This window comes from Bradyrhizobium sp. RDM12 (assembly GCF_051917485.1).
Lineage (GTDB): Bacteria > Pseudomonadota > Alphaproteobacteria > Rhizobiales > Xanthobacteraceae > Bradyrhizobium.
The window spans coordinates 7,551,911-7,578,092 of the sequence record NZ_CM133064.1 but is presented as its reverse complement, the minus strand read 5'-3'; the positions used below and the strand labels follow the sequence as shown (position 1 = coordinate 7,578,092).

Here is a 26,182-nt window from a genome sequence, read left to right as displayed (position 1 = left end):
TGACCACTACTTTTGTTGTCGTGGATCATCCTCAGCATTCAGGTAGTCGATGCCCGTCGGTCCGATTCCGGTAATCTCGAATATCACGTCTTCATCCTTCGTTTCCGCGAATTGCCAAACCTTCGGCGGCACGTGCGAATACGTCCCGGGTGGAAAGCTCAGGAGTTTCGATGCATCGACCCTGTCTCCGAGTGCCGAATAATAGGTCCCCGAAATGATCACGCGAACGCGTTCGTCAGGGTGAGAATGCACGGGCATTTTGGAATTCGCCGGTATCTTGAGCCGAACGGTGTACAGGCCGGGCTTGCCCGGATGACCGTGGAGCACCGTCGATTGCGTCCCCTTCGGCATGGAAGCCAGCGGGCTCCACTTCATGTCGGTCGGCGTCACACGGTCATATTCAAGTGAACTACCCGCCGCCAGCGCCGCGCAAAAGCCGCTCGCAACAAGTATGGCCAAAAGACCCATCCCGCTTTTGAACAAAGGCATCTCGCCCTCCGTTTGAAATAGCCGGCGCCGGTACTCTACCATAAGTGGTATTCGTCGGCCATGGATCATTGCCGACGTCTCTCGGCCTTCCTCTCCGGCCCGCCGCGATAGACCGCCTTGCCGCTTTGGCGGCAACTCTCTATGATCAGCAACTAATAGTGGTGAATTGCCTGACGATAGGGGAGACGTGTCGTGGCAAGAATTCACGTGACGCGCCGCCGTGTGCTTCGCAGCGCTGCAGCATGCGGTCTGATGGCAACGGCGGCATCCGGCGTGATCGGCGCCGCCCGCGCCCAATCGGCGCGAAAGACCATCGTCTTTGTCAGCGGGGCTTTTTGCGGCGGCTGGATATGGCGCCGGGTCACTGACCGGCTGGAACAGGGCGGCCACAACGTGTTCGCTCAGTCACTCACGGGTTTGGCCGATCGCTCGCATTTGCTGAGCAAGGACGTCAATCTGGACACCCACATCGCCGATGTCGTCAACCTGATCAAATGGGAAAGTCTCGAGAACGTCTGTCTTGTGGCGTGGTCCTATGCGGGCTTTGTAGGCTCGGGCGCACTTGAAAACATCGGCGATCGCGTCTCATCGGTTGTATGGCTTGATGCCTTCATTCCGACGGATGGACAAAGGGTGGCCGACTTCGCAGCCGAGCCGGTTCGCAAAGGCATACAAGCGGCCATCGACAAGGGCGACCCAGGCGTGCGTGGATCGGCGCATTATCCGCCAGTGTTGTTGCCGAACGCGATCGGGCGTTCGCCGAGTCCAAGGTTACTCCACATCCGCTCGGCACTTATCTTCAGCAGATCAAGCTTTCCGGGGCGCTCCAAAAGGTGGCGAAGAAGACATACATCCGCCTTCCGAAATTTCCACAGCCGCCCTTCGACAAGGCACTGGCTGACTGCAAGAGCGACAAGTCGTGGGCCACGTTCGAATTGCCGGACATTGGGCACATGGCCATGCTCGATGCACCAGACCGCATGAGCGAGTTGTTACTGAAAGCCGCGTGAGATCGATTCGTCCTCATCGACCGCTTCCAGGTCGGCTTGAAACGGCAGGCGCTCTCGTCGGCGGAAACGGGCCTCCCATTCGAATGCGGGGTGCTGGGCGCGGTGCGGGCCGGCGGAGCGGTCGTCGCCGGCGATATGGCGCGGGTTCGGCTTCCGTCATCTTCTTTTCGCGCTGTGCCGGCTCTGTAGGACACTTCAGGAGGCGTTCGCCCGCGCTCGTTCGCGCGCCTCGCGCCGCCGCTCGCGGCGTTCGCGCCGCCGTTTGGCTCGATCGACTGGCTGTCGCAGCGGAGGAACCTGCGTTGGAGTGGCAGCGGTAGTCTCCTCGACCAAGGGCGCTTGGATCGGTTCGGGAGCGGCGGCGGGGCGGGCTTCCATGAACTCGAGCACCGCCCGTCCTTTTGCCGTGATCTGCCACCCGCCACTGATCCGTTCGACCAGCCGGTGTGAAAAGATGTCGAGATCAGGCACCCGCGTGGCGAGGCGCTTGGTCCGCTCCGCCCATTCGCGGCCGCTGGTCGCCAGGATTGCCATGTCACGCTTGAGGTCGGCCATCGGGGCAAAGCCGTCGGGATAGCTCACCAGGATCTTCAGCACCGTGACCTGGAAGTTCACCCTCGCCCTCGTCCGCCTATCGCCACATGGTCGGTGCTTCGGACAGAGCCTGACGTCCGATCTGCCTGAGCTGGTCCGGAGACGTGGCGCCCCTGGTCACGGCTTCCAGAATTTTCGAGGCGACTTGGGTACGGGTGCCGGTTTCGGTCCGGGAAACGCTTTCGCAGACCTCGTCCAGCACCGCGCGCAAAGCGTGGTCGTCGCAGGATCGAACATGGGAGACCCCCATCGGAAAAATTAGCTCACGACGTCAAAATCAAGTGCTGTAGAATCTCGCGAATTCTTACCTTCCAGCCGACGCTTGGCAAGAGCAGAGTGCGGCCTGGCAGCATTCGGCCGCGACGATGCGCCGCCGATCCGTCGCCTGCTTTCGTCGACCAGGCAGGTCGCTCTCGGCAGAAACCGCAAGACCGCCGGGCGGCTGGGCCGTAGAATCCCGGAATCCAAGTTTCGGCTCGCTTGTGCTTAGAAGGGGGAGTTATCGAGCCCGAGCATTTCAGCAGCTACTCCTTTTCAGAAGTGGATTCAGAAGTGGGCCGCGGCTCCAGGTGGGCTGGGCCTTCTGATTCCGCTCGGCCTCGCCTGGTCCGGCCGCGACTGCATCACCGCCGGTCTGTCGTGCGAGGAGCTCGCACCGTGATGCCGAGCGCGGGTGCGGACGGCTGCACCGAAACCGGCGAGCGCGCCAAGCGCTGCGCGAATTGGACATGTTGGACAGGCTGAGTTGCTCCGCCAGTTCGCCTTGGCCGGCGTTGGCGGCGGTACTTCCCGACCCATGACCACGAATTGCCTTGTCGCGGCAGCCGGCGGAGCGCCCTGCGAACGGGCTCGATCGGCTGGTCATGTCGGGGTGCCATGGCGAAGCGCGAAGAGGGCGCAGGCTGCGCTGTCAGCTGGCCGAGCGGCTGGGCCGCCGGCTGGACCGGCCCTGTCGGGGGCACTCTCCGACAAAGGCGCCGCGAACAGCAGCGCCTCGAACAGTGCCCGATTGGCCCGATATCTGGCTGTAGAGCGCTTGCCTTCCGACCCTGCCTAAGCCTCCGGCCGTCGGCCATGCACAAGAACCACCACCACGTGCGGCCGCGCTTTCTCAGGTGCGTCTCGAAAACAGGGAATTGCATCGCACCGCCAACCCGTCAGGGGGACTTCCCATTGTCCTTTGTCTTACCAACCTGCCGCAGGTTCAGGTCCTGGCGTCCGAACTTGCTCACGGCGATCGGCGAACGGTCCTTCGTCGAAGGAAAATGCTTTGAGGCGGGAAACATTGCGCGTAGCCTCCGGCGTGTCGGAGCTCGGATTCCGCCGTAGAATGCGGGTGAGCGGAAGCGAGACCCAGGCCACCCGACCTTACCTGAAGCTTTTGCCTCAATGACCTGGAGTCCGGATGGAAGCGCCTGCTTCCGTCCTGGAAACCGATTTCCGGCAGCGTCCAAATGTCCGCACCGAGCAGGATCGCGCTCTTCGTCGATGGCGCCAATCTCCACGCCACCGCAAGGACCTTGGGATTCGACATCGACTACAAGCGCCTGCTGAAGGCGTTCGAGGGCCGCGGCACCCTGGTTCGCGCCTACTACTACACGGCCGTCGTCGAGGATCAGGAGTATTCGTCGATCCGCCCGCTCGTCGACTGGCTCGACTACAACGGCTACACCGTCGTCACCAAGCCGACCAAGGAATTCGTCGACGCCGGCGGCCGCCGCAAGGTCAAGGGCAACATGGACATCGAGCTCGCGGTCCAGGCGATGGAGCTCGCCGGACAACTCGACCAGATGATATTGTTTTCCGGTGACGGCGACTTCCGCTCGCTGGTCGAGGCCGTGCAGCGCCGCGGCGTCCACGTCACGGTGGTCTCCACCATGGCCAGCCGGCCACCGATGATTGCCGACGAACTCCGCCGCCAAGCCGACGTCTTCACCGATCTGGCCGAGCTGCAGTCCACGATCGGCAGGGATCTCTCCGAGCGCGGCGCGGTCCGCCAGAGCGGTGCTTCGACGAGCCGCGGCACCGGGCCGAGCGACGACTAGCCAGATTAGGCCATGTCGCGTCCGCATCTAACGGCCATCCAGGGGCCGGAGATCACCGGCCCCCGGCCACCTCTCCCCACGAGAAATGCGATGTTAAGATCATTCCGCTAGGAAAGATCGCGGTCAAAAGCGACCGCACTGGAATAGAGATGCCCCGCCGGCGCCCAGGCCGGCGGGTTTTCTGCATGAACGACGGCTCACATTCCGCCCGTCTCGAAGGCGGCGTACAACGACGAGGCGTCGCCGATGCCTAGATTGGGAGGCATTTTCCCGCCGCCGGCCGCCGTCTGATCTGCAGGTCTGCGTGCCAAGCTCGCGGCGTCGGCGGTGATCGTTCTTGTCTGCGCGCTTCTACGTGATCATCCGTGCTGGGCGAAGGGCAGTCTCGGACTAGAAGCTGCCCCAGTGCCGCATTCCCGTACCGGTGCAGGGTGTTCTTGTTCGTCATGCGCTGGAGCAGGCTTCGCTAGATGCGACCGTGCGGGAAATCGACTCGCAAATCTTGGTTTTGCTGTCGGAATCGACTCGCGATTCATTGGAAATCGACTCACGTTTCTTTGGAATCGACTCGTCTATGATTTGTCTCGACAAGTATGTGGGGCCACTTTGAGAACGACTCGACTATCCCCTTGATTTCGTTGCGGCCGGCATTTTGAAAACGACTCGGTTTTGACCTTAAGAACGACTCGATCACCCCGTTTTTCGCTTTGAGAACGACTCGATCCTGTAAGTCGTTGTTTGGAAGGGACTTTGACCTCGAAGTTTTCCTGACGTTACCGCGGAATGGGCGCAAATTTGACGATTGTCCGCTTCGGAAAAGACAAAGGAGGACGGCGCTGTTCGTTTTTCTTCATAGATGGAAGCAGCACCGCAGAAGCTTGGGCCGAGTAAGGAGATCGATAACCGACACTGAAAGGCGAACCTGAAATGACTACCCCTACTAATCCTCTCCCGGCGAACGACACGGCGATGCTGATGGAGCCGTACTTCCAACTTCTCGGAGGCAATCCGTTGAACATCGCTGCGGAGCGAGCGACCGAACTGATGACGGATGTTTTCAAGGGCGGCCTATTGGAACTCGTCGCTGAGAAGGGCGCCCCGCCCAGCGGCGTGCAGCCGTTCATGGCGGATCCGGACGGCAAGGCCATCATGGTATCGTACTCGGGCCTGGCGATGGTCTGGTGCATGGCGCGGTACGCCGTCCTTTTGCTCGATATCGTGAAGGCGAACCGTGGGGCTGTGGGCGGCCCCGTCGACATCGGCAGGAATTGCAGAAGCTAAGGGGCTTGCTGGAATATGCCGAAGCGCTGCGGCAGGCGGACCTGCCATGGCCGAGCGCTCTGAGGCCGCCCGACGTCGCCGCCGGCGACCAGCGGGACATCAACAACGTTTTCTTCGGTGCCGTCGCCTGGATCCTGCTGCATGAGGTCGGGCACGTGCACCGGCAACACGAGGTGGAGAGCGCAAGGAGCTTGAAGGACGAGGAGGAGGCCGACGAGTTTGCCGCCAAGTGGGTGTTCGAGAAGGTGCCGGATGCTCGGCAGCGCGAATTCAGGATCCTGGTGGTCGGGGTGGCGCTGGCTTGGCTGCTGCTGTTCGCGCCTGTCGGCGGCGACACCAGACACCCTCCGGCATTTTCGCGGGTGATGCACGTGTCGTCCTATTTCGAGGCGGCTGAGGACAGCGTAGCGCTGGAGGTGGTCGCTCATCTGTTCAAGGCGCTGTTCTTTCCCACGACGACCCCGCCGACCTTTGAAACCTCGGCGGAGCTTTTTGACTGGACGGTGATGCAGCTTCGGGAGCGGTCGCATTAGCTCGGTCTCCTCGCGGGCGGGTGCCGACACCGGTCCGCGGCCGAATAGACGTGGACTCGAGCAAGGAATTCGTTATGTACCGGATTTGTAACATAACGGATATATGCCATGGTAGAGTTCAAGAACGTTGACGATTACGTGGATGCCTTCAGGCGGAATTCGGAGTTGGCAGTCGTCTCGCTGCAGATGGCGGCGGACTACCGCGGCGTGACCCGGGCGGCAATCGAGCGGATGGTCGGGACCAAACAGCTGGAGGTGATCAAGATCAGGAACACGCGGTGTATCAAGCTACAGGACTGATCGATCTGACCGAGGCGTTCGACCGTCAGGTCCGGATCGTGCGCGATTACCTCGAAGAGGCTGCCAGAAGCGGAAGCATCATCTTCTACGAACAGGTGATGAATGCACTTGGTCTGTCGAGGACGATACCGGCCGACCGGACCAAGGTCGGCAAGGTTTTGGGGCGGGTGTCGGAAGATAGCTACGCGAAGGACGGCATCCTGCTTTCGGTCATCGTGCACAGGAAGGCGCCCGGCCGCACGCATCCTGGCCCGGGCTTCCTGACGTTGGCGGAAGAGCTTGAGATCGACTGGAAGGATGAGCGGACGTTCGTCGATCAGGAGGTCAAGAAGGTGTTCGATCATTACGCGGCTCGCGCTGGCAAGAAGGGCGGGCGCGGCAAACGCTCGTAGTTTCTCGGCCGGATCCCGCTACTCGGCGTTCAGGTTCGTGTCCTTGGGCACGTCGCCGACATTCGTGCTCAGCAGGCATTTCATCACGCTGGCCGCCGGCATGAACGCCTCCTTGTACGAAAAGGCATGCCAGTCGATGTTCTCCCTAGCTCCCAAGCGATCCTGGTGAAGCTTGTCCCTGACGCTCCTCACGGTCCCGACGTTAGCGTCGAGACCGAATTTCGCCTCGGGATCGAATTTCCTCTGCAATGATGATCGCCACTCTTCGATGCCGATCTTACGGGCATCTGAACCGTCCTTACCGTTTTCCCTTAGCCAAAGCGCCGAGCCCAGACCCTCGCATACCGAAAACACGCCGACGCAGTATTCGAAATTGAGCATGTGGAAGTAGGACTCAAACAGCAGTTTTCCTTGCTGCTCGTGGGGAACGATCAGAGCGGCCTTCATCTCCAGTGCGACGAGAACGTGCTTGAGGTTGGAGATCAGCCGTCTCTGCACTTCGTCATGAAGACCCGCCGGGAGGCAATTTCGGATCCAGGTCTGCCAATCGGATGCAGTCGAGAGGTTGACGAAGCCCTCGGTCTCTTCGGGCAGCTTGATGAGATAGAACAAAATCGATTCCCCTCTGTCTGGCGCATGCGGCACATTCTCGATTGTAGTTGGCGCGGGACGCATCACGCAACCTCTGGGAGAGCGCTGACCGGATCTTGGCTAGTCTTTGCTATGCTGGACCAGCGTCTTCCTTGCACCCCGGGCGACGATCCGGAGCGTCCCGTCAGGAAGAGGCCGCTGCAGCTTCAGGGCCTCGTCGGCCGGCGCGGCCATCCAGGTCTCGACCTCTTCCGGCGTCGTCAGGATCACCGGCATCGCCTTGGGGTGGATGGCTCCGACCTCGGCGTTCGGCTCCGTCGTCAGGAATGCGTAGAGGTCGTTGGTGGTCTCGCCCTCCTTGACCTTTCGGACCGACGTCCAATTGGTCCAGATGCCGACGAAGCAGACGAGCGGCCGGGTTTCGTCGAGCGCGAACCAGACGTCGCCGCCCGCGACCTTGTTGAACTCGCTGAACGAGTTGAAGGGGACCACGCAGCGGTTTTCGACGCCGAGCCAGCGGCTCCAATGTTTGCTTTTCACGTTGCGGATGTTGGTCGTCCCGCCGTCGGGCTCCATCCGGAGCAATTCCTTGAAATCGACGGTCTTGCCCTTGGCCCGCAGCTTCTCGGCACGCTTCTTCGTGGCGTCCATCAGCGCCTTCGACGACGATGGCATGCCCCAGCGTGCGGTCGCGAGCTCCCGGCCGTCGGCTCCGGTCCGGACGATCGGCGCCTTGTAGTCCGGAAACACACCGGCCATCGGCGGGAGGTTGCCGACGTACCGGTTGACGACACGGAACAGCGCGCTGATGGCGGCCTGGTTGGTGGTGATCGAGTACAGATTATGCCGACGTCGGCATAACCTGTACTATGCCGACCTCGGGATTATGCCGACCATTGGCTCTGAACGGGCTTTGGCGGCGGCGATCGCTGCGTTGGAGTCGGCATAATCACAGTGCCTCCAAAAATGCGAGAAGCTTGTCGTTCGGTCGAAAACGACCGGGGGTGGCTGCCGCTGGAGCTGTCGCGGCGAGTGCGCGTTCCTTGATTCCCATATCAGCGTGTAGGTAGATGTGGGTAGTTTCGACCTGCTCATGGCCGAGCCAAAGTGCTATCACCGAGGTTTCAATTCCTGCCCGCAGCAGTCGCATCGCGGCGCTATGACGCAACACATGCATGCTGATGGATTTCTGTCCCAACGACGGACAGGCGCGGGTGGCGATCTGAACGTATTTGGCGAGCCGATGTTCGAGGGCGTCACGGCTGAGTGACGTTCCCGATCGAGTGACGAAAAGTGGCTCCGTCGGTTGACCCGAGCGCTGGGCGAGCCAAACACGCAGGAGGGCGACCATACCCGCGGTAATCGGTGTGATCCGCAACTTCCGTCCTTTCCCCATGCAACTGATATGGGCGCCAGTGCCGAGATGAACATCGCAAATGCGAAGGCCGATCAATTCTGACGCACGCAGGCCCGTTTGGGCCGCGAGCGTAAGCAGGGTATGGTCGCGCCGCCCGGTCCAGGTCGAGCGGTCGGGTGCGCGGAACAGCGCATCGAGTTCAGGTTCGATCAGGAAAGTGACGAGCCTTCGGTCGAAACGCTTGCGTGGAATGGCAAGCACCCGCTCGATTACGGCGGCATGCTCGGGATGTCGAAGCGCTGCGTACCGGAACAGCGAACGGACGGCGGCAAGTCTGCGCGCACTATTCTCGCGCTGCTTCTCAAGATGGTCGAGGAAGGCGCCGATGAGCGGCGCATCAAGATCGTGGATGTCCAGCTTCGATGGTTCGACGTCCTTCCTCGCGGACGCGAAAACCAGCAGCAGCCGCAGCGTGTCCCGGTAGGCTGCAAGTGTATGGGGACTAGCCTGGCGCTGGCGGATGAGGCGCTCCGTGAAGAACGCTTGCAGGGTTGGGGCAAGTGCGGTCATGCGGCACCTCCGAGGTGCCGCTCCAAACGATCACCAACCAGCGTCAGCAACTCCGGCGCAGCTGAAAGATACCAGTATGTGCTGACAGGATCGACGTGGCCGAGGTAGGTCGACAACAACGCGATCCGGTTCCCCGGCTCCCTGCCATCTCGATATCCGTCAAGGATGGTATTGACGGCAAATCCATGCCGCAGGTCATGGAGCCTCGGACGGCATGAGCCCGAGCGCGGCTTGAGGCCGGCACGGTCGACAATTTGACGAAAGACGGGCTGGATACCCATGTAGTGGAATCTGGTGCCAACCGTAGTGACCAGCAGTGCCGGCGTATTCGACGAGTTTGTCGGACGGTCTTCTCGACGCAGATAATCAACCAGTGCAGCCACCGTGCTCGGATGCAGCGGTAATTGGCGAGACTTGCCGAACTTTGCGTTCCGAATGGTGAGTAGTCCAATGACGGAGTCAAAATCGTCGCGGTCGAGGCCGATCGCTTCCCCAACCCGCATTCCGGTCACTGCAAGCAAGGCGATCAATGTCCGAAATGTCGCCACTCGGTGCGGTGTCCGCAGCGTCCCGGCTGCGGCGATGAGGGCCGCGATATCCGACTCCGAATATAGGTAGGGGGTGGCTCGGCCTTTTTGCTGCACCAGCAAGTGGGTCGGGGGCACCTCGGTCGCGGGGTCGATCCCGCGCAGGTGTTTAGCGAAGCGGCGAACAACGGAAAGCCGGGCAAACGCCCAGGTTCGACCGCGCTTAGGGAGCGTCGCCCAAGCGAGCGCCGCCTCGGTTGTCAGATGATCTTCGCCGCGATCCTCGACGAAGGTGAGAAACTGACGGAGGAGCTTCTCGGCTCGATAGAGCTTAAAGCCGAGGGCGCGGCGAACCACAAAGTAGTCTGCGAGAGCCTTGCGGAGAGCGTTCATGCGACGACACCCGGCCAGGGGCGAGCGATCGACCGCAGAGCATCGCGATCGACCTTGGCATAGATCGATGTCGTAATGGCGTTGCGGTGGCGCAGGAGTTGTCCAATCTCGGGCAGCGATGCACCGCCGCGTAGCATCAGAGTCGCCGCGGTGTGACGCAGCCGGTGAGCATGGATCGGTTCAAAGCCGCACCGTTCGCCAGCGTGGCGAACAATCTGCGTTACCGCGCCAGTGGTGAGAGCGTGATGCGGAGCTGTGATCCGTGCAAACACCATTCGGCCTTGCGTGCTTGCGGGACGGCTGTGATGCAAGTAAGCCGCGATTGCTTCGCCGACGTCTGCAGGCAATGGCAGTCGTTCGGTGCGATTGCCTTTGCTGTGGGCAATCACGATCTCGCCGCCTCGCCAATCGATATGCTCAAGCTGCAGTTTGGCGACTTCGCCTGCCCGCAAGCCCAGGCGAACAAGCATGGTCAGGACCGCGAAGTCACGACAGCCACTTCGGGTGCTGGTGTCGCAGGACGCCAGAAGGCGATGCACTTGGTCAGCGGCCAATCCCTTCGGCAATCCGGTTAATCGCCGACCGGGAACGGTCGGTACCGCAGACACGAGTGACCGATCGATAACGCCGTCGACGTAAAGAAAACCGAGTAGTGATCGAAGGGCCGACACTGTCAGCCCGGCCGTCCCAGGGCTCAGGCGAGGGAAGTTTGTCACCACGAAAGAAACGACGTCAACCGCCGTCAGGCTTCGAAGGTCTAGAGTATGGCCGTCCGCCAAGACCTTGGTTTGAAGGAAGGGACGCATCAGTTCAATATACCGGGACGCTGACGCATTCCTGATGCCACGTTCAAGTATCAAGTAACCTCGGTATCGCGCCAGGGTCGCTTCAAGCACTCCGCTGACCGGAGGTGACGAAGCCGGCGGTGCGATCCCAAGACCGCGCAGGTACCCGAGGATCGGCTGCATCGCTCTGATAGAGCGAAGAAAGCTGTAACCCGCTTCATCACGGCTGAGCTGAAACCGCTCTACTTCCTTTGCGCGCAGTTCCCCTACAACGAGCCCCTCGCTCGCAAGCCAATTGCTCAGGTGGTTTAGCAGCAATAAGTGCAGGCGGGTCTGGTGTGGGTTATAGCCTTGTCGTGTCATGTGGTCGGCAAACCCAGTCGCGAATGCCGAAAGCGGACCCGAAACCCCAACTCGTGACAGATCAATCAACATGAAAGCCTCCCTTCAATTGGCAAGAGAGAGACTGTACGCTGTGAGACCAATCGGATTATGCCGACTCTAACGCAGCGATCGCCGCCGCCAGAGCCCGTTCAGAGCCAATGGTCGGCATAATCCCGAGGTCGGCATAGTACAGATTATGCCGACGTCGGCATAATCTCTACTCGATCACCACCAACCAGGCCGCCATCAGCGCGCTGTTTCGAGTCGTCAACCGCTACGTCGGCAACCTGGCCCCGATGCCCGGCGTGTTTCCGGACTACAAGGCGCCGATCGTCCGAACGGGCGCCGAGGGCCGCGAGCTCGCGACGGCACGCTGGGGGATGCCGTCGTCGTCGAAAGCTTTGATGGACGCGACGAAGAAGCGGGCGGAGAAGCTCCAAGCGAAGGGCAAGACCATCGACTTCAAGGAGTTGCTCAGATGGAGCCGGATTCCGGAACCACGAATATCCGCAATGTTACATCGAAGCACTGGACGCGGTGGTTAGGTCCGGAGCACCGCTGCATCGTACCGTTCAATAGCTTCAGCGAGTTCAACAAACTCGCCGGCGGCGACGTCTGGTTCGCGCTCGACGAGACCCGTCCGCTCGCCTGCTTCGCTGGCATCTGGACCAACTGGACGTCGGTCCGGAAGGTCAAGGAGGGCGAGACTACGAACGACCTCTACGCTTTCCTGACGACGGAGCCTAACGCAGAAGTCGGCGCAATCCACCCGAAGGCGATGCCCGTGATCCTGACGACGCCTGACGAAGTCGAAACCTGGATGACGGCGCCTGCGGAGGAAGCCCTGAAGCTGCAGCGGCCGCTTCCGGACGGAGCGCTCCGGGTTGTCGCCCGGGGCGTCAAGGAAGATACCCCGGCTTCGCCTTCCTAACTCCGGGAACACCGACCGGTCGGCGACTAGGGGAGCTGGAGCCTGGCGAGGCACTTGACTTCACGCTCGCCATTCGAACAAAAATAGAACAAACGATTCCTGCCGCGAAGGTCCGCTTGGCCAAACTGCCGCAACTGCCCGTCTACTATTATCTCGACCATTTCGCCGAAATGCTCGGGTTCGTGCAGCGAACGTACGAACCCGTTCTTGGCCCGGATCATCACGCTTTCATAGCGCGCTTCGAGGGCCTCTCGAGAGATGCCCGATGCCTGTTGATCCGCATGATCAACCGGAGTGGTGTGATATTCAATCGATCCCTGTTCGACTACCCCGAGATCGACGATATCGAGCAGGCCACGTCGGATCTGATGATGGTCGGTCATGCCCGGGTGATCGGCGAAGTCGATTACCCTGGGTTCGTCGCGTGTCTTCCCAAAGATGTCCTCTTCACCGGTGCGCAGGCGGCGGGGCGCAAAGACGTCCGCAAGTCGTGGGCCAAAGCCAAGTTGATAGGCTATTATCTCGAACAGATCCCCTTCTCGACGGCCGCGCAGCACTGCGGCGCCCGCAAATTCATCGCTCTCGACGGCACGCGGCCAATCGAATTCCTGCTCTATCTCTACTTCGGCAAGACCGAGGTGAACCTCAAGAACTTCGCGCTGCGGGACTTGGGCATCCTCCGCACCAATCGCGAGACCGCGTTCAGCGCACGCTTCACCGATGCCGCGGAGGCGCTTGCCTCGTTCCACTACAGCCAGATTCTTGACAGCCTTGAGGACGGATCGGAGCCTGTCCACAGGCGGGCCGCCGTCGACGTGCTGTCCGGGCCTGCCTGCGGGACACAGTACGCCAACGAGCTGCGCGGCAGAGCGGCTCATCAGACCGGACTTTTCTTCGAGAAAGCGGGCGAGAGCGATCTTGCCCGTCAGCTCTACCGCGCGGGGTGCTCGCCGGACTGCAACGAGCGCCTGGTCCGCCTGCTTTACAATACGGGGGATCGCACCGGAGCCGAAGACCTGCTGCAGCGGATGATCGATGATCCCGCCAGCGACGGGGAGCACGTTTTCGCAACTGACTTTTACGCTCGCAAGTTCGAAGGGAGGCGCACAGGTGTCTACACCGAACTGCTGCGGTCCGGGCGAACGATCACCGTCGACGATACGCATCGCGGCAATCCAGAAGCAGGCGTCGCCGGCGTTCTCCGGCGTGAGGGCACCAAGGTTTTCTTCACCGAGAATGTGCTGTGGCACACGCTGTTCGGCCTTCTCTTCTGGGACGAGCTCGTCGAGAGCACCCGAATGCCCAGCGGGTTCGACTGGCTACCCCATTGCCTGAAGGACCGCAGCTTCCGTCGGCTCTTCGCCGTGCCGATCGACCAGAAACTAGCCGCTATCGCATCCGGAGCTTCTCTTCCGTTGATCCTCCGCACCGTCGCAGCTAAATGGGGCCGGCCGAATGGGATCTTCAGCTGGGATCATGTGGAAGTGGAGGCGCTCCGCGCGCTCCTCGAAGGATCTCGATCCAAGTGCTATAGCCAGCATCGTCCGCAGCATGTGCGACGATTTCCGCGGCATGCGGGACGGTTTCCCCGACCTGATGCTGGTGCAGGACGGCAAAGCGTCCTTCATGGAGGTCAAGGCCGAGGGGGACGTGATCCGCCGCAACCAGCTGACCCGTCTCCGCCAGCTCGGCGCCGCCGGCATCATCGCCGAGATCGGTCGGGTGGATTATCGTTTCGACCTCGAGCAGGACTACGTGGTGGTCGATATCGAGACGACCGGCTCCTGGTCGAATGGCGATCGCATCACCGAGATCGGCGCGGTGAAGGTTCGCAATCACTGTGTCGTCGACGAGTGGCATTCTCTCATCAATCTCCAGCGTTCCATTCCCGCAAAGATCGTTCAGCTGACCGGCATCACGAACGAAATGGTTCGGGACGCACCTTTGTTCGCGGAGGTAGCGGACCGATTCATGGAGTTTATGGGGGACGGTATTTTCGTCGCCCATAATGTCAACTTCGACTATGGTTTCATGGCCTACGAATTCGAAAGGATCGCGCGGCGCTTCAGATTCCTGAAGCTCTGCACGTGCGCCGGAATGCGGCGGCGCTATCTGGGACACAAGTCCTACGGACTTGGGAAGCTTTGCGAGATATATGGCATCTCGCTCGACAATCATCATCGAGCCTTATGCGATGCGCGGGCGTCGGCGCAGTTGTTGAATCTCATCAACAAGAAGCGGAGCGAAGAGGGGTACCGCGAAGCAGCGTAGCAATTCATAACCAAGCAGGTGCCTGGACTGCGGACTGACAATTCTAAAGCTTCCGGCCAAGTTCCACTGCGATCATGCTATTCTGATAATGCGAAATATCACTTGCTCCGTCGGGCAAAACAGTGGTTCATAAGGCGCTGGTCCTAGCAAGCGGAAGGAGCCAGCCCGATGGCAAATGACATCCAGACATCCTCGGAATTGTCCAGGATTGCGAAACTGAATGGTGACTTCCGAAGGAACTACGGCACGTTCATTGGAGCGGTTTTGTATCTCCGCACCGTGAGCGCCGCCCGCCGAAGCCCTTGGCTTTGGGCCGGCCTGATGTCGATCGCTCTTTCGACCTTGCTGAGCTGGTTGGGGCGGCACGGTTGGTTTTTGCCAGCATTGTCTTGATGGCACCGAACAATGCCCCCTTTTCCTCGTAAAGCGCGCCCCGACGCCGACGAAGGGAATCAGATGAGAGCCAGACGTAGCGTCCCGAACTCAGCGGGGCAGGCAACAGCACGTAGTCCTCGATCGCCCGATCTGCCGCATCCAACCGCATCACGGCGAGCAGGCCGGATGAGATCTTCCTTCGGTAGGCTTTCCATTGCGTAGCGTGATCCTTTCCACGATGCGCCAGTCGTCGTGCGACGAGAAACGAAACGACGCGCACGCCTCCCACATCGAGCCCTACGCCGTCCGGAACAAGATCCCGCTGGAGGCCAAATTCCGTTCGCAGCGCCTCCGCGAGTTCGGTGGCATGGCTCGATTGCTCGGCGGCCCAAAAATCCCGGGTATCGATCCAGTCGCAGTCGCGCGGCGACACGTATCCGATCAGCGCATAGGCCTTCCGCAGCGAACCGAAGTGCTTCACGTACGAGGAGACGTGATTGAGACCCAGCGTGGTATTGATGATGTGCGAGTTGAGTTTACCGCGCCGGCGGAGCGTGAGACGCAGGCGCAACAGCATTTCTTCTTCCGAAATCTCCACGCGGCGCTCGGCCAGCAGCTTCTGGGCGCGAGCGAAGATGCCCTGGTCCACGATCGGCTCGATCGCCGCAGCGCCCCGGACCCAAGCGTTATCCGGATTCTTGACGAGCTTCTGGCCCAAACGTCTTGAGGTGCGATTGTAGACGGTCTTGCCGATGTAGTTCTCGTTGCCGAGAATGGTGGGTATCATGCCGTCGGTCCAGGGCCGGCCGTTGTGATTCGCGATGCCCGCGTCGTTCAGTTGGCGACTGATGTCGCTGTAGGACTTCCTGCAGTTGACGAACTGGTCGAAGATTTCCCGGATCACGGCGGCCTCTTCGGCCGACCCGTGCTGCAGGCGAACGCGATCCGATTGCAGAGCCTTGAATTGCCCCTTTGCGAGAAGGGCCTTCGGGTGCTCGCTTTCGTCGACCATCAAGCGTCGGAGGCCGTAGCCAACGGGAGCGCCAACGCGGTATCCAAGGCTCGCGACCCGGCAGTGTCCGGCGTGCACCTTGACGGAGAGCTCCCGGCTCCACTCGGCGGCCATGCCGCGCTTCAGGCTTTTCGCGATCCCGGAAACAAACGTGCCGTCGTTCTTGAAGATCTCGGCGCAGTATTCGACTTGCACGCCGCTCCGTTTGCACAGGATTTCGTAGTAGGCACTCTCGTCGACATCCTGGAACCGGCCCCAGCGACTGACGTCGTAAACGAGGATGTGGTCGAAGTCGGCGCGGCCCGACTGAACATCTTCGATCAGTTCGATGAGACCATGACGCCCCTTGATCCGCAGCCCGCTGCGGCCCTCGTCGCGATAGGTGCGCACAATCGTGAGCGCGTTCGTCTCGGCATAAGCGGCGATGGCCGCCATCTGGTTCGCGATCGAGTAGCGCTGGAGCTCCCTCGACATTCGAACGTACTGCGCAGCACGGCGCGCCCGGGATCGCCTCGCCAAGCTTGTCCCTTTGGGAACAACGAGCCAGTTACCCATGCACCCCTCCTGCCACTTTGGAGGTACCGGCGAGTGCAATAACACCTTTCACGGTCGGGATAGCAATGCCGAGCAGCCTGCAGGGGCACCGGGGCGCGTCTCATGTCGGCACCGGAAGGTGGCGTTGTGCACAGCGCCGCGGAACACGGGGACAAACCTCAGCCCTGCCGATTGCGAATCCCTGCTGCGTGCTGACCGCCCGGAACGAGAAGACGGGCGAAGGGATTCGTCCCGGCAGGAGCAAGCTCGATGCTGATGACGAAGGAAAGACGGCCGGCGATCAGAACGCTGCGCGGATGGGCGCTCGGTGTGCTGCAGGAGGCGGGCGCCGTCCACGAATGCGAGGAGCATGGCTGGGCAAAGGAGCGGGCCGACCCTCACGCCCGGGAGCGCGCGTTGGATATCGCGAGGCAGGAGCCTCCGGACGGCTTGTCTCCGGACCAGGCTGTCGCCGAGGTCCGCGGAGTGCTGGATTCGATCGGCGATACCTGCCCTGAATGCCCGCCCGACTGAAGCGCACCAACAACCCACGGTCCGATGCCGCTGTCGATGATCAAGGGATCAGGGGCGCCGCCGTGGTGCCAAGATGCTCAGCAGCGGCACGCACCCGGCCAGCGTGCTTTCGCCGCTGCTCAGCGAACTCCGCTGCGTCCACCGACGAACGCACCTTGTAGCCAGCCGCCGTCAAGCGGGCGCACACCCGCGGAACTGCCGCAGCAGTGGTATCGTCAGATTTGGCCTCAAGGCCGATCAGTCCATTCAGATCGTCGATCAGGCGCAATCCTTCGCTTCGGAGCAGGATCGCAGGCGCTCGACTCGCGGGGTCCTCGATCAGCAGTTCGAACATCAGTGCGAGGTCCATCATGGCTCCGAGCGTTGCAGGCCAGCCCGAGCCCACGCCGACCGATCGGAAGTAGATCAGCGATGGATGGGAAGCATGGCTCTGCAGGACGGTGGCGCACCAATCCCGTCCTCGGTCAAGCACACGCCTGATCTCCTCGGGAGAGTCCAGGTCGGCGTAGCGCTCCAGCAGTCCGAGAGCCGAGGGTGGCTGTCCCGCAGCCGTCGTAAGTTTGAGAATCCCGGCATCGCGGCGGGAAATGCCCTCTTGCACCTGGAGCAGGTAAGTGACGGCCATCGTCAGGACCGAGAGGCCGGAAAGGCCGGCCAGGACGAGGACCCAGCGGGCCGGACCTTGCGCCTCGATGCCGCTCAGGCCCACCGTGCACAACGCGCTTCCGACGATGAACAGCGCCTCCTGGAAATCGGCCGGCGGAGAGAACCAGTCCCCCAGCGCATGCGCGATGAGCCCGTAACCCAGCAAGAGAAGCCCCATCCAGATCAGAAAAGAGCCCATGAGGATCGACGGCGCGAAGCTGGTCGAGACCCCGCTCTTGCCTCGGCGAGCCCACTTCCAAATCGGCAGCGCGACGGCGAGGAGCCGCCGCGCCACGCGCAGTGCGCCCCTGCTCTCGCCCGGGACCACCACCGTGTCGAAGACATCGCGCAGCGCGAACACGACCAGGACCATTCCTGCAGCGATCTCGATGGTCTGAATGATCATGGCGGAATGCCAGCGGCGCCAGGCGAGATCCGCCCGAACACGTCACGTCTCCGAACGCGTAGCGAGATGCACTGCGGCCATGACGACCAAGACAGCGATCAGGAAGGTTCCCGCGGAGATCGTTCTCCGTCCATGTGACCGGCGGGCCAAGTGCATCGAGCACTCCGATTATCGGCGACCAACAGGGCTGCGTTGCGTTCGTTCCGAAGCGGCCGACGGCCCGTGTCGAGGCCGTCCTAGCGCCGGCGCGCTACCCAACCCAATACTTTGTCGTAGGAGGAACCTGTCCGGCTCGTCCCGATTGGCTTGTCGCAGCAGAACTCCGACGAACGGCGCGGCCATGGTCGAATTCGCACAGCTTCGCGACCGCATGGTCCAGGTTCAACTTGCACGCCGCGGCATCCGCGACCGGCGCGTTCTGGACGCGATGGCACAGGTCCCTCGGGAGCGGTTCGTGGAATCCGGTTTCGAGGAATTCGCCTACGAGGACGGCGCCCTGCCGATCGCGAACGCGCAGACCATCTCGCAACCCTACATCGTCGCGCTGATGACGGAGGCGGCCGAGCTGAAGCCAGCGGACAAGGTGCTCGAGGTCGGAACCGGTTCGGGCTATGCGGCGGCGGTCGCATCGCGGCTCGCCGGAACGGTTCACACCGTCGAGCGCCATCGCGCCCTAGCCAGGGTCGCCGCCGAGCGGGTTGCGGCGCTCGGCTACGACAATTGCGTCGTCCATACAGGCGACGGCACACGCGGATTGCCGGAAGAGGCGCCGTTCGATGCGATCCTCGTCGCGGCCGGCGGTCCGGAAGTGCCGGACGCACTCAAGGGCCAATTGGCCATTGGGGGCCGTCTCGTCATCCCGGTCGGCGATTTGGAGCACGAACAATCGCTGCTGCGGATCACGCGCCGGAGCGACACCCAATATGACGAAGAAGCCTTCGGGGCCGTTCGCTTCGTGCCCCTGATCGGAGAGCACGGCTGGGCCGAGGACGGCACGCGCTCCGCCAGCAATCACGTCCCCGGGCGCACGCGTTTCCGCTCGCTCACGGACATGATCGGCGCCGCCCTCGAACCCTTGCCGGCTTTCGACGATCCCGCCTTTGGCGACCTCTTCGATCGCTTTGCGCAGTCCCGGGTCGTCCTGCTGGGCGAAGCCAGCCACGGCACGTCGGAGTTCTACCGGGCGCGCGCGGCGATCACGCGGCGCCTGATCGAGAAGCACGGGTTCACGACCGTCGCCTTGGAAGCCGATTGGCCCGACGCCGCGGCGGTCGACCGCTACGTTCGCCACCAGTCGTCGCGCGGTTCGGGCGGAGAGCCGTTCGAGCGCTTCCCGACCTGGATGTGGCGAAACACCGACGTCGCCGCTTTCGTCGACTGGATGCGCGAGCACAACGAAAGCAAGCTGGCAGGCGAGCGCGCCACATTCTTCGGGCTCGACATCTACAACATGCGGAGCTCGATCGCCGCCGTTCTCGCCTATCTCGATGGCGTAGATCCAGAAGCCGCGGCCGTGGCGCGCGAGCGCTACGGATGCCTAACGCCTTGGCAGCGCGAACCTTCGACCTACGGCCGTGCCGTCCTGACCGAAGCCTATCGGAAATGCGAGGCGGAGGTGGTTCGCCAGTGCCAGGACATCCTGGGAAAGCAACTCGACTACGCCGCGAACGACCCGGACAGCTTCCTGGACGCTGCGCAGAACGCGCGGTTGATCGCCTCCGCCGAGCGCTATTACCGGATCATGTACTATGGCGGGGCCGAATCCTGGAACCTGCGCGACACGCACATGTTCGAAACCTTGGGCCATATCCTGGACGCCCAGGGGCCGCGATCCAAGGCGGTGGTCTGGGCGCATAATTCCCATGTCGGCGACGCACGCTTCACCGAGATGGGGGCGGTCCGCGGGGAGCTCAACATCGGTCAGCTTTGTCGAGAGAAGTTCGCCGAGGCGGCGTCCCTGGTCGGCTTCGGCACCCATACCGGCACCGTGGCCGCCGCGTCGGACTGGGATGGCGAGATGGAAGTGATGCAGGTGCGGCCCTCTCGACCGGACAGCTACGAGCGGCAGTTCCACGACGCCGGTGTGCCGCGCGGCCTGCTCGAATTTCGCCGGGACGAGAGCCTCCGGCGTCGCTTGACCGAGCCGCGCCTCGAACGGTTCATCGGAGTCATCTACCGGCCGAACACCGAACTGCAAAGCCATTACGCCGAAGCGTCGCTGCCTCAGCAGTTTGATGCATTCATGTGGTTCGATGAGACGAAGGCAGTCAGGCCTTTGGGACCGGAAAATCGCCGCGCCGGCGTCCCGGACACCTATCCATTCGGCCTCTGACGGCGAAGGTCCCCGACGAGCCAGTGCTCGTCGGAACTCAGGAACCGAACAAAGGTCAAGACCGCGACCAGCACGATGCCGGCCGACATCTCCTCCTCGCACCCGGCTTTCCGGACCACCTGCATGTAGGCGAACCGTTTGCCACAGCCAACTGGCGGGCACTGCCGGCTAACGGTCTAGCGCCGACGGGCGACCCAAACCCCGAGCAGGAACGCTACGCACAGCGACTGCAGCGGCGCCTTCAAAGTCACCTCGCGAAGTTGGTCGACCCAGTGCATCGCGGCATCCTGCGACGTCGGCCGCAGCGGGCGCCGGCTCGCTTCCGCCGCGGCGCGCAACCTCGCCGCGGACGCACGATCGACGCCGTCCAGCTCGTTAGCCAGTCCGGAGGCTTCTGTCATTGCCGAGGCTTCTTTCATATCCATGCGGCTCTCCTATTTGTCAGGCGGACTTCCGCTGCGACCTGGCCGCCGGCTTCTTCGCCCCCGCCTCCTTCGGGGGCTTCTTGCCGGCGATCGGCATCAGCATCTCCTTCTGGCCTGCAGCAGCCTTCCGCGGCTTCTTGGCGGGCTTGACGGCCTTCGCCGGCGCGGCCTCCTGACCTACGCTCCGCCGAAGCGCCTCCATGAGGTTGACCACGTTGGTGGCCGCCGGCTTTTCCTTCGGTGTGATCGCCTTGCCGGCGCGCTTCTGATTGATGAGCTCGATCAGCGCGCTTTCATAATGGTCCTCGAACTTCTCCGGCTCGAAGCTGCCCGCTTTCTGGTTCACGATGTGCCTGGCGAGATCGAGCATGTCCTTCGTGACCTTGACGTCCTGGATTTCGTCGAAATACTCCTGCTCCGAGCGGACTTCATAGGGGTAGCGCAGCAGCGTGCCGACGAGACCCTTGTCCATCGGCTCGAGCGCGATGATGTGCTCACGGTTGGTCAGCACCACCCGCCCGATCGCGACCTTGTCCATCTCGCGGATGGTCTCGCGGATCACGGCGAAGGCGTCGTGCCCGACCTTGCCGTCCGGGCGGATGTAGTAGGGACGGATCAGATAGCGCGGATCGATGTCGGCCTTGTCTACGAACTCGTCGATCTCGATGGTGCGCGTGGATTCCAGCGCGATCTCCTCGAGCTCCTCTTTGGACACCTCGATGTACTGGCCCTTCTCGAGCTCGTAGCCCTTTACGATGTCCTCGTTGGGGACCTCGTCGCCTGTGTCGGCGTCGACTTTCAGGTACTTGATACGATGGCCGGTCTGCCGGGTTGAGCTGGTTGAAGGAGATCTTCTCACTGTCCGACGTCGCCGGGTAGAGCGCGACCGGACAGGTGACGAGAGACAGCCGAAGGAAGCCTTTCCAGTTCGCGCGGGGGGCCATGATTACGCAACGCTCCAGGTACGGGGACTTGGACTCAAGACGAACGGCGCGACACAGTTCCGACACTGCCCGCAGGCGTCCACCGCAAATTCTGGCCACTCCCGGTCAATCGCCTGGCGGACGTGGCGGGCAGTCTTGACTCTTACGAACAAAATGAGAACATGCACTGATGACCCAACCCATGGCATCTGGACCGGCCAGCTTCGACTTGGAGGACGCTGCCGACCAGGCGATTGCGGCCTGTGGAGGCAACGCCCGGGAAGCTCTCAAGGCGCTCATCGTCGCGAATGGCTTCCTGGAGGCGCAGGTCGAACAGCTGCGGGCTTCGATTTCTGCGGGATACTCGCGCGGCCGGTTCGACGTCCCGCGCGACCGAAAGGATTGGTACGACTGACATGCCCGCGGTGACCTACTATGTGGCTCTGCCGTCATGACGGTGTCTCTGCCGGCGAGGCCGTGGAGTGCTTCAATCCCAACGCCGCCGTGATGAAACCCGAGGCGCTTTCGCGAAAGCCCGGCGTCGTTGGTGCGGTGGCCTTCAGCCGCAGCGGGGATCCGGCTACAGGCGAATTCGGAGACGCAACCGTGATCCGCAAGTTCGCCGACGTGCCGGACGACCTGAGCACCCTGTGAGGGACGCGCGGCGCGGAGCCCCCGCAAGGCAACTACCTTCCGCTGAGCGACAGACTCATTCGAGTGACGGTGTTGTCCCAGGTGCGTTCCTCTTCTGCGGGATAGTTGATCAGGACGCAATGGATCAACCGCCCCGAGAAGTTGCAGCGGTTGTACCAAACCTTGTCACCCTTGTAGCTGGAGACCGCAAAGAAGCGTGGTGTCACTCGCTTGTACTGAATGCGTGAAGGCGGATGCTTTTTCGCGAGAAAGGCGGCGGGTGAATCGTTCTCGACGTTAGGCGCGGCCTGGATCGTGATGTCGGCGCGCCCGTCGGCGGTTCGGAACCGTTGCCCGTAGCCATCGGGTCGGCCCGCCTCTTCCGTGAAGATCGAAGACGGAAAATCCATCGAGGTGCCGGTCTGAGGAATGGTGTACTTGGTCCATCGCACCGGCTGCGCCGACGCCGTCGATGTCGAGACAGCGAGTGCCAATGCTAGAACGCTTGTCGATTTCATCGCACTTCCTTTTGGTCGGCGCTCTGGAAAGGCGCGAAAACCCAATCTGTTCCAGGGAGTACGACACCGGACAGACTATTCGCCTTCCTCGACGGGATCGTTGGATGCGAGCCAGCTCAGGTCGGCGCGAGAACCCCGCACCTCAACGCCTGAACTGGACTTCGCGCTGCGCGGAAGCGGACCTCCGCGGGACGGAACGAATCCGCGCGATCGCGTTGAATCGGCATGTGTGCCGTGGCGTTGCGTCAGTCCCGTTTCGGAGTATCGCGTGTCCATGGCGCCATCAGAGCTGCTATCCCTGGTTACATCGAGCCGTGTGATCCCACGCTGCGTGTGAGGCCGCCGCGCGGCGAAGACTGGGTCTACGAGATCAAGGCGGATGGCTACCGCGCACAGCTGCATGTGCGAGATGGGGACGCCAAGGTCTATTCGCGTACGGGCCTGGACTGGACCGAGCAGTTCTCCTCGATCGCAGCGAGCGCCGATCAGCTCAAGGCAAACAGCGCAATCATTGACGGCGAGGCGGTGGTGTACGGCAGTGGCGGCCTGTCGGATTTCCAGCAGCTCAGGCGAGAACTCGGCAGAAAGCGCAGCGAGCGTGTGCGGTACCACGCCTTCGATCTCCTGTACCTCGATGGCTACGACTTGCGCCGCGTCGTGTACGAGGAACGCAAGCGCCTGCTGCAGCTGCTTCTGAAGGACGCACCGGAGACATTCAATTATGTCGAAGCGCTTGCGGCCGACGGCAACGAGGTCTTCGACAAAGGGTGCAAACTGGGGCTGGAAGGCCTGATCGGCAAGCGGCTTGGCGAGCCCTATCGCTCGGGGCGGCAGGACAGCTGGGTCAAGCTCAAGTGCAAGAAGAGCGAGACCTTTCCGATCGTCGCGTTCGTCGAAAAGCTCGGCGCGCGCCCCCGCAAGGTGGCGTCCCTCTACGTCGGCCGGCGCGAGAACGGCAAGCTGCTCTACGCCGGCAAGGTGCGTACCGGCTACACCGAGACGACCGCGCGCGAATTACGCGAGCGGCTTGATCCGTTGATCCGCAAGACTTCTCCGCTCGATGTGACCGTCAAAAAGCCAAAGGCGACCTGGGTCGAGCCGACACTCGAAATCGAGGTCCAGTATGGCGCGCTGACCGATGATGGCCTGCTTCGCGAGGCCGTGTTCAAAGGCTTTCGCGATGATCTCGCGGTGCGCAAGGTCAAGGCCCCGCGCCTCGTGCCGTCCGCAGCCGGCCGCCCGAAGCTGGGCGTTCCGAGAGAGAACATCCTGCAGCTTCTGCCCGACGCCGTTGTGCCGTCAAAAGAAGAACTCGCCGACTACTGGTGCAAGGTGTGGAAGAAAGCCCTCCCGCACCTCGGCCATCGTCCGCTCAAGCTGGTGCGTCATGTGCGCGGCACGACGTTCTATCACAAGGGATCGCTGCCGAAGGACATTCCGGCCGCCGTGCACCAGCTCCGGATTCAGAAGCGCGAGGGTGGCGAGGGAACGCGCCTGTGGGTCGACAGCCTGGATGGTTTCCTTGGGCTAGTGGAGATCGGCGCCGTCGAGCTGCACCCTGGAATGCGACCGTCGAGGACTTCGAACATGCCGACCGCATCGTAATCGATCTGGATCCCGGAGAGGGCGTCGACTGGGATGCCGTCGTGGAGACCGCGCTCGCTCTGCGCACACTGATGAAGCGGGAGGGCTTCGAGACCTGGCCCAAGCTCACCGGTGGCAAAGGAATTCATCTTATGGCGCCACTGGATCAGCCAATGCTGCACGACAAGGCGCATCGGATCGCGCATCAGTTTGTCTCCGCCCTCGCAGCGCGCCATCCAAACCGCTACCTCCTGTCGGCGCAGGCAAAGCGTCGCGATCGCATCTTCCTCGACTATCTGCGCAACGGCCGCGGCACGACCGCGATCGGCACCTATTCACCGCGGGCTCGCCAGGGATGTCCGATCGCAGCGCCCGTGATCTGGAAGCGTATCGAGAGCGGGATCGCGCCGGATGCCTTCACCGTCGATAGTCCATTTCGCGTCAAACCAAGGAGGTAAGCCGCATGTCGGATGCATTCGACCATTGGGTGGAATGGCGCCACAAACCTACCGGCGACAAGCGGAGCATTCCTGCCGAACTCTACGCCGCCGTGATGTCGCTGCCAGAAGCCGATCGCTCCGATCGGCAGCGGGTGAACGAGGCTGTCCGTAGCCAAGCTGAAGCTCGCCGCGAGGGCAGAACCGTATGGCTCTATCTCCACGATTACCAGGACGGCCGGACGCGCATCATAGGCGAGCCCGGATGGATAAAAGTGTTTGCGTCTGCCGACATCGCCGACAGGTGGTTCAAGGAAAACGATCCTGAAGGCGTGGCCTGGGAATACGAAGTGGAAGGCGGTCGGGCCCGAAGATCGGTTTGGCTCTACTCGCACGATCCGGACTCCAGGGACGTTGGCGACGTCGATTGGATCAGGCTCTTTGCCTCGCAAGCGTCTGCGGAAAAGTGGGTTGAGCAGAACGATCCGACGGGTAAGATTTGGGAGTACCCGGTTCAGGAGTGACGCGCATGAGTGCGTTCGTTGACAGCTCGGTCTGGTTCGCCGCCGCCGCCGCCAAGCGGGATGCTCAGAATGAGCGCGCCAAGTCTATCCTTCGCAGCATCGACCGGCATCTCACGACGGACCTGGTGCTGGCTGAAACGTGGCAGCTTCTAAAAGCCCAATTCGGCAGCAACGTTGCGGAGATATTCTGGGAGCGGCTGCGCGACGGGGGAGTTCGGATCGAACCCATTGTGCGCGCCGATCTGAACGCGGCTGCGGAGATACAGGCGAGCTCTCCCGAGGAGGGTTTTTCGTTTGTTGACCGCACGAGTTTTGCGCTGATGGAGCGCATCGGGATCACCCAAGCAGCGACCTTCAACCCGGACTTCGCCGCGTACCGACCCCGCCGCGGTCGCAAGCGACCGTTCCAGATCCTGAGCGAAGGCCACAGCCAGGTCTTTATGGCGCTCAGACAAGCCATCCTTGAACGCCGGCCGGTTCACGTGAGTGATGGCGGCAAGCGCCAGACGGTCTGCCCGTACACTCTGGGCCACGCCGCTGGTGAGGAGCGCGCATTCGTCCTCCTTGTGGAGGCAAGTTCGAGCACGAAGCGTCGGGTCAAAGCCCGCTGGATCTGCCTTCGGTTGTCGAAGATCGAGGAAGTTCGCTTCGCCCACGAGCCTTGGATCGAGCAAGACTACCCGGGACCGGTGCAACGATGTGTCGATAAGGTGCACCTGGACGCGAGGCCGTAGCTCGCGGCACAAGCCTCGACTACCCGGTCTGACAAACGCCGCCCCCGCTTCGGCATGACATAGGGCAGCAATCGCGCCGCAGGTCGAAAGCCCGAATAGAGGGTGTGTTCAGG

General features: G+C 62.1%; 23 protein-coding genes and 6 pseudogenes. 16 read left to right on the top strand and 13 right to left on the bottom strand.

Features of this window, described 5'->3' with window-relative positions:
- Positions 1-6: 6 nt before the first annotated feature.
- The gene (locus ACTGJ9_RS36910) at positions 7-489 is read right to left on the bottom strand and encodes a cupin domain-containing protein (protein ID WP_456675033.1); all 483 of its coding nucleotides are present in this window, start codon (positions 487-489) and stop codon (positions 7-9) included.
- A 252-nt stretch (positions 490-741) separates the two neighbouring features.
- Between ACTGJ9_RS36910 and ACTGJ9_RS36905 the strand changes: the two genes are divergently transcribed.
- On the top strand, positions 742-1,473 hold the full coding sequence (locus tag ACTGJ9_RS36905; RefSeq protein WP_456675032.1) for an alpha/beta hydrolase: 732 nt from the start codon (positions 742-744) through the stop codon (positions 1,471-1,473).
- Positions 1,474-1,694: 221 nt separating this feature from the next.
- Here the strand turns inward: ACTGJ9_RS36905 and ACTGJ9_RS36900 are convergent, their stop codons facing one another.
- Both ACTGJ9_RS36900 and ACTGJ9_RS36895 read right to left on the bottom strand, forming a co-directional pair.
- Positions 1,695-2,114, bottom strand: coding sequence for a hypothetical protein (locus ACTGJ9_RS36900; protein ID WP_456675031.1), 420 nt, complete (start codon positions 2,112-2,114; stop codon positions 1,695-1,697).
- A 16-nt stretch (positions 2,115-2,130) separates the two neighbouring features.
- Positions 2,131-2,330 (bottom strand): annotated as a pseudogene (locus ACTGJ9_RS36895) (hypothetical protein).
- 1,217 nt (positions 2,331-3,547) lie between these two features.
- Here ACTGJ9_RS36895 and ACTGJ9_RS36890 point away from each other — a divergent pair.
- The 5 genes from ACTGJ9_RS36890 to ACTGJ9_RS36870 all read left to right on the top strand — a co-directional run bounded on the left by ACTGJ9_RS36890 (position 3,548) and on the right by ACTGJ9_RS36870 (position 6,644).
- A complete protein-coding gene (locus ACTGJ9_RS36890) occupies positions 3,548-4,138 on the top strand; it encodes a LabA-like NYN domain-containing protein (RefSeq protein ID WP_456675030.1) in 591 nt (196 codons plus the stop codon).
- Positions 4,139-5,107: 969 nt separating this feature from the next.
- Positions 5,108-5,419: a hypothetical protein gene (locus tag ACTGJ9_RS36885; protein ID WP_456675029.1), complete on the top strand. Its 312-nt coding sequence runs from the start codon at positions 5,108-5,110 to the stop codon at positions 5,417-5,419.
- Positions 5,420-5,424: 5 nt separating this feature from the next.
- Positions 5,425-5,952, top strand: a complete 528-nt coding sequence (locus tag ACTGJ9_RS36880; protein WP_456675028.1) for a phage exclusion protein Lit family protein — start codon at positions 5,425-5,427, stop codon at positions 5,950-5,952.
- A gap of 108 nt (positions 5,953-6,060) precedes the next feature.
- Positions 6,061-6,252: a hypothetical protein gene (locus ACTGJ9_RS36875; RefSeq protein WP_456675027.1), complete on the top strand. Its 192-nt coding sequence runs from the start codon at positions 6,061-6,063 to the stop codon at positions 6,250-6,252.
- Positions 6,231-6,644: a hypothetical protein gene (locus ACTGJ9_RS36870; RefSeq protein ID WP_456675026.1), complete on the top strand. Its 414-nt coding sequence runs from the start codon at positions 6,231-6,233 to the stop codon at positions 6,642-6,644. Before ACTGJ9_RS36875 ends, ACTGJ9_RS36870 begins: the two co-directional genes overlap by 22 nt.
- Before the next feature lie 18 nt (positions 6,645-6,662).
- Here ACTGJ9_RS36870 and ACTGJ9_RS36865 read toward each other — a convergent pair whose 3' ends face one another.
- From ACTGJ9_RS36865 to ACTGJ9_RS36845, 5 genes are all read right to left on the bottom strand, one after another.
- Positions 6,663-7,256: a hypothetical protein gene (locus ACTGJ9_RS36865; protein WP_456675025.1), complete on the bottom strand. Its 594-nt coding sequence runs from the start codon at positions 7,254-7,256 to the stop codon at positions 6,663-6,665.
- A gap of 99 nt (positions 7,257-7,355) precedes the next feature.
- Positions 7,356-7,994 (bottom strand): SOS response-associated peptidase family protein, encoded by a 639-nt coding sequence (locus ACTGJ9_RS36860; RefSeq protein ID WP_456675024.1) that lies wholly within the window; start codon positions 7,992-7,994, stop codon positions 7,356-7,358.
- Between the two features lie 190 nt (positions 7,995-8,184).
- Entirely contained in the window at positions 8,185-9,162 is a 978-nt protein-coding gene (locus ACTGJ9_RS36855; RefSeq protein ID WP_456675023.1) for a tyrosine-type recombinase/integrase, read from the bottom strand.
- A complete protein-coding gene (locus tag ACTGJ9_RS36850; RefSeq protein WP_456675022.1) occupies positions 9,159-10,082 on the bottom strand; it encodes a tyrosine-type recombinase/integrase in 924 nt (307 codons plus the stop codon). The genes ACTGJ9_RS36855 and ACTGJ9_RS36850 overlap by 4 nt, the downstream gene beginning before the upstream one ends.
- Positions 10,079-11,302, bottom strand: coding sequence for a site-specific integrase (locus ACTGJ9_RS36845; protein WP_456675021.1), 1,224 nt, complete (start codon positions 11,300-11,302; stop codon positions 10,079-10,081). The genes ACTGJ9_RS36850 and ACTGJ9_RS36845 overlap by 4 nt, the downstream gene beginning before the upstream one ends.
- Positions 11,303-11,475: 173 nt before the next feature.
- Between ACTGJ9_RS36845 and ACTGJ9_RS36840 the strand changes: the two are divergent.
- The 3 genes and pseudogenes from ACTGJ9_RS36840 to ACTGJ9_RS36830 all read left to right on the top strand — a co-directional run bounded on the left by ACTGJ9_RS36840 (position 11,476) and on the right by ACTGJ9_RS36830 (position 14,453).
- Positions 11,476-12,182, top strand: a pseudogene (locus ACTGJ9_RS36840) (SOS response-associated peptidase).
- A 170-nt stretch (positions 12,183-12,352) separates the two neighbouring features.
- A pseudogene (locus ACTGJ9_RS36835) lies at positions 12,353-12,505 on the top strand (hypothetical protein); the annotation flags it as partial.
- 1,132 nt (positions 12,506-13,637) lie between these two features.
- On the top strand, positions 13,638-14,453 hold the full coding sequence (locus ACTGJ9_RS36830; RefSeq protein WP_456675020.1) for an exonuclease domain-containing protein: 816 nt from the start codon (positions 13,638-13,640) through the stop codon (positions 14,451-14,453).
- A 250-nt stretch (positions 14,454-14,703) separates the two neighbouring features.
- Here the strand turns inward: ACTGJ9_RS36830 and ACTGJ9_RS36825 are convergent, their stop codons facing one another.
- Complete coding sequence (locus ACTGJ9_RS36825; RefSeq protein ID WP_456675019.1) at positions 14,704-16,395, bottom strand: recombinase family protein; 1,692 nt, start codon at positions 16,393-16,395, stop codon at positions 14,704-14,706.
- Positions 16,396-16,644: 249 nt separating this feature from the next.
- Here ACTGJ9_RS36825 and ACTGJ9_RS36820 point away from each other — a divergent pair, with 249 nt between their 5' ends.
- Positions 16,645-16,908, top strand: coding sequence for a hypothetical protein (locus ACTGJ9_RS36820; protein WP_456675018.1), 264 nt, complete (start codon positions 16,645-16,647; stop codon positions 16,906-16,908).
- A 40-nt stretch (positions 16,909-16,948) separates the two neighbouring features.
- Here the strand turns inward: ACTGJ9_RS36820 and ACTGJ9_RS36815 are convergent, their stop codons facing one another.
- Positions 16,949-17,959: a hypothetical protein gene (locus tag ACTGJ9_RS36815; RefSeq protein ID WP_456675017.1), complete on the bottom strand. Its 1,011-nt coding sequence runs from the start codon at positions 17,957-17,959 to the stop codon at positions 16,949-16,951.
- 340 nt (positions 17,960-18,299) lie between these two features.
- Here ACTGJ9_RS36815 and ACTGJ9_RS36810 point away from each other — a divergent pair, with 340 nt between their 5' ends.
- Positions 18,300-20,291: a protein-L-isoaspartate(D-aspartate) O-methyltransferase gene (locus tag ACTGJ9_RS36810; protein WP_456675016.1), complete on the top strand. Its 1,992-nt coding sequence runs from the start codon at positions 18,300-18,302 to the stop codon at positions 20,289-20,291.
- 176 nt (positions 20,292-20,467) lie between these two features.
- Here ACTGJ9_RS36810 and ACTGJ9_RS36805 read toward each other — a convergent pair whose 3' ends face one another.
- Positions 20,468-20,716 (bottom strand): hypothetical protein, encoded by a 249-nt coding sequence (locus ACTGJ9_RS36805; RefSeq protein WP_456675015.1) that lies wholly within the window; start codon positions 20,714-20,716, stop codon positions 20,468-20,470.
- A gap of 16 nt (positions 20,717-20,732) precedes the next feature.
- A pseudogene (gene ku / locus ACTGJ9_RS36800) lies at positions 20,733-21,584 on the bottom strand (non-homologous end joining protein Ku); the annotation flags it as partial.
- Between the two features lie 245 nt (positions 21,585-21,829).
- Between ku and ACTGJ9_RS36795 the strand changes: the two are divergent.
- Together ACTGJ9_RS36795 and ACTGJ9_RS36790 are read left to right on the top strand one after the other, a co-directional pair.
- Entirely contained in the window at positions 21,830-22,054 is a 225-nt protein-coding gene (locus ACTGJ9_RS36795) for a hypothetical protein (protein ID WP_456675014.1), read from the top strand.
- 1 nt (position 22,055) lies between these two features.
- Positions 22,056-22,293 (top strand): annotated as a pseudogene (locus ACTGJ9_RS36790) (hypothetical protein).
- Between the two features lie 32 nt (positions 22,294-22,325).
- On the opposite strand, the gene ACTGJ9_RS36785 reads toward ACTGJ9_RS36790, so the two are convergent.
- On the bottom strand, positions 22,326-22,790 hold the full coding sequence (locus ACTGJ9_RS36785) for a hypothetical protein (RefSeq protein ID WP_456678744.1): 465 nt from the start codon (positions 22,788-22,790) through the stop codon (positions 22,326-22,328).
- Positions 22,791-23,015: 225 nt separating this feature from the next.
- Between ACTGJ9_RS36785 and ligD the strand changes: the two are divergent.
- The 3 genes and pseudogenes from ligD (at position 23,016) to ACTGJ9_RS36770 (ending at position 26,069) form a co-directional block, all read left to right on the top strand.
- Positions 23,016-24,832, top strand: a pseudogene (gene ligD / locus ACTGJ9_RS36780) (DNA ligase D).
- Positions 24,833-24,837: 5 nt separating this feature from the next.
- Positions 24,838-25,335 carry a hypothetical protein gene (locus tag ACTGJ9_RS36775; protein ID WP_456675013.1) on the top strand — a complete coding sequence of 166 codons (498 nt, stop codon included), beginning with the start codon at positions 24,838-24,840 and terminating at the stop codon, positions 25,333-25,335.
- A 5-nt stretch (positions 25,336-25,340) separates the two neighbouring features.
- On the top strand, positions 25,341-26,069 hold the full coding sequence (locus ACTGJ9_RS36770; RefSeq protein WP_456675012.1) for a type II toxin-antitoxin system VapC family toxin: 729 nt from the start codon (positions 25,341-25,343) through the stop codon (positions 26,067-26,069).
- Positions 26,070-26,182 lie beyond the last annotated feature (113 nt).

Bases quoted from the DNA above. Each gene is read 5' to 3' on its own strand.
- ACTGJ9_RS36845 (WP_456675021.1), bottom strand. From the start codon at position 11,302: ATGTTGATTGATCTGTCACGAGTTGGGGTTTCGGGTCCGCTTTCGGCA.
- ACTGJ9_RS36860 (WP_456675024.1), bottom strand. From the start codon at position 7,994: ATGGCCGGTGTGTTTCCGGACTACAAGGCGCCGATCGTCCGGACCGGA.
- ACTGJ9_RS36775 (WP_456675013.1), top strand. From the start codon at position 24,838: ATGTCGGATGCATTCGACCATTGGGTGGAATGGCGCCACAAACCTACC.
- ACTGJ9_RS36825 (WP_456675019.1), bottom strand. From the start codon at position 16,395: ATGGGTAACTGGCTCGTTGTTCCCAAAGGGACAAGCTTGGCGAGGCGA.
- ACTGJ9_RS36815 (WP_456675017.1), bottom strand. From the start codon at position 17,959: ATGATCATTCAGACCATCGAGATCGCTGCAGGAATGGTCCTGGTCGTG.
- ACTGJ9_RS36875 (WP_456675027.1), top strand. From the start codon at position 6,061: ATGGTAGAGTTCAAGAACGTTGACGATTACGTGGATGCCTTCAGGCGG.
- ACTGJ9_RS36795 (WP_456675014.1), top strand. From the start codon at position 21,830: ATGACCCAACCCATGGCATCTGGACCGGCCAGCTTCGACTTGGAGGAC.
- ACTGJ9_RS36905 (WP_456675032.1), top strand. From the start codon at position 742: ATGGCAACGGCGGCATCCGGCGTGATCGGCGCCGCCCGCGCCCAATCG.
- ACTGJ9_RS36855 (WP_456675023.1), bottom strand. From the start codon at position 9,162: ATGACCGCACTTGCCCCAACCCTGCAAGCGTTCTTCACGGAGCGCCTC.
- ACTGJ9_RS36885 (WP_456675029.1), top strand. From the start codon at position 5,108: ATGCTGATGGAGCCGTACTTCCAACTTCTCGGAGGCAATCCGTTGAAC.
- ACTGJ9_RS36890 (WP_456675030.1), top strand. From the start codon at position 3,548: ATGTCCGCACCGAGCAGGATCGCGCTCTTCGTCGATGGCGCCAATCTC.
- ACTGJ9_RS36805 (WP_456675015.1), bottom strand. From the start codon at position 20,716: ATGGATATGAAAGAAGCCTCGGCAATGACAGAAGCCTCCGGACTGGCT.
- ACTGJ9_RS36810 (WP_456675016.1), top strand. From the start codon at position 18,300: ATGGTCGAATTCGCACAGCTTCGCGACCGCATGGTCCAGGTTCAACTT.
- ACTGJ9_RS36770 (WP_456675012.1), top strand. From the start codon at position 25,341: ATGAGTGCGTTCGTTGACAGCTCGGTCTGGTTCGCCGCCGCCGCCGCC.
- ACTGJ9_RS36830 (WP_456675020.1), top strand. From the start codon at position 13,638: ATGGGATCTTCAGCTGGGATCATGTGGAAGTGGAGGCGCTCCGCGCGC.
- ACTGJ9_RS36850 (WP_456675022.1), bottom strand. From the start codon at position 10,082: ATGAACGCTCTCCGCAAGGCTCTCGCAGACTACTTTGTGGTTCGCCGC.
- ACTGJ9_RS36785 (WP_456678744.1), bottom strand. From the start codon at position 22,790: ATGAAATCGACAAGCGTTCTAGCATTGGCACTCGCTGTCTCGACATCG.
- ACTGJ9_RS36910 (WP_456675033.1), bottom strand. From the start codon at position 489: ATGCCTTTGTTCAAAAGCGGGATGGGTCTTTTGGCCATACTTGTTGCG.
- ACTGJ9_RS36820 (WP_456675018.1), top strand. From the start codon at position 16,645: ATGCTGATGACGAAGGAAAGACGGCCGGCGATCAGAACGCTGCGCGGA.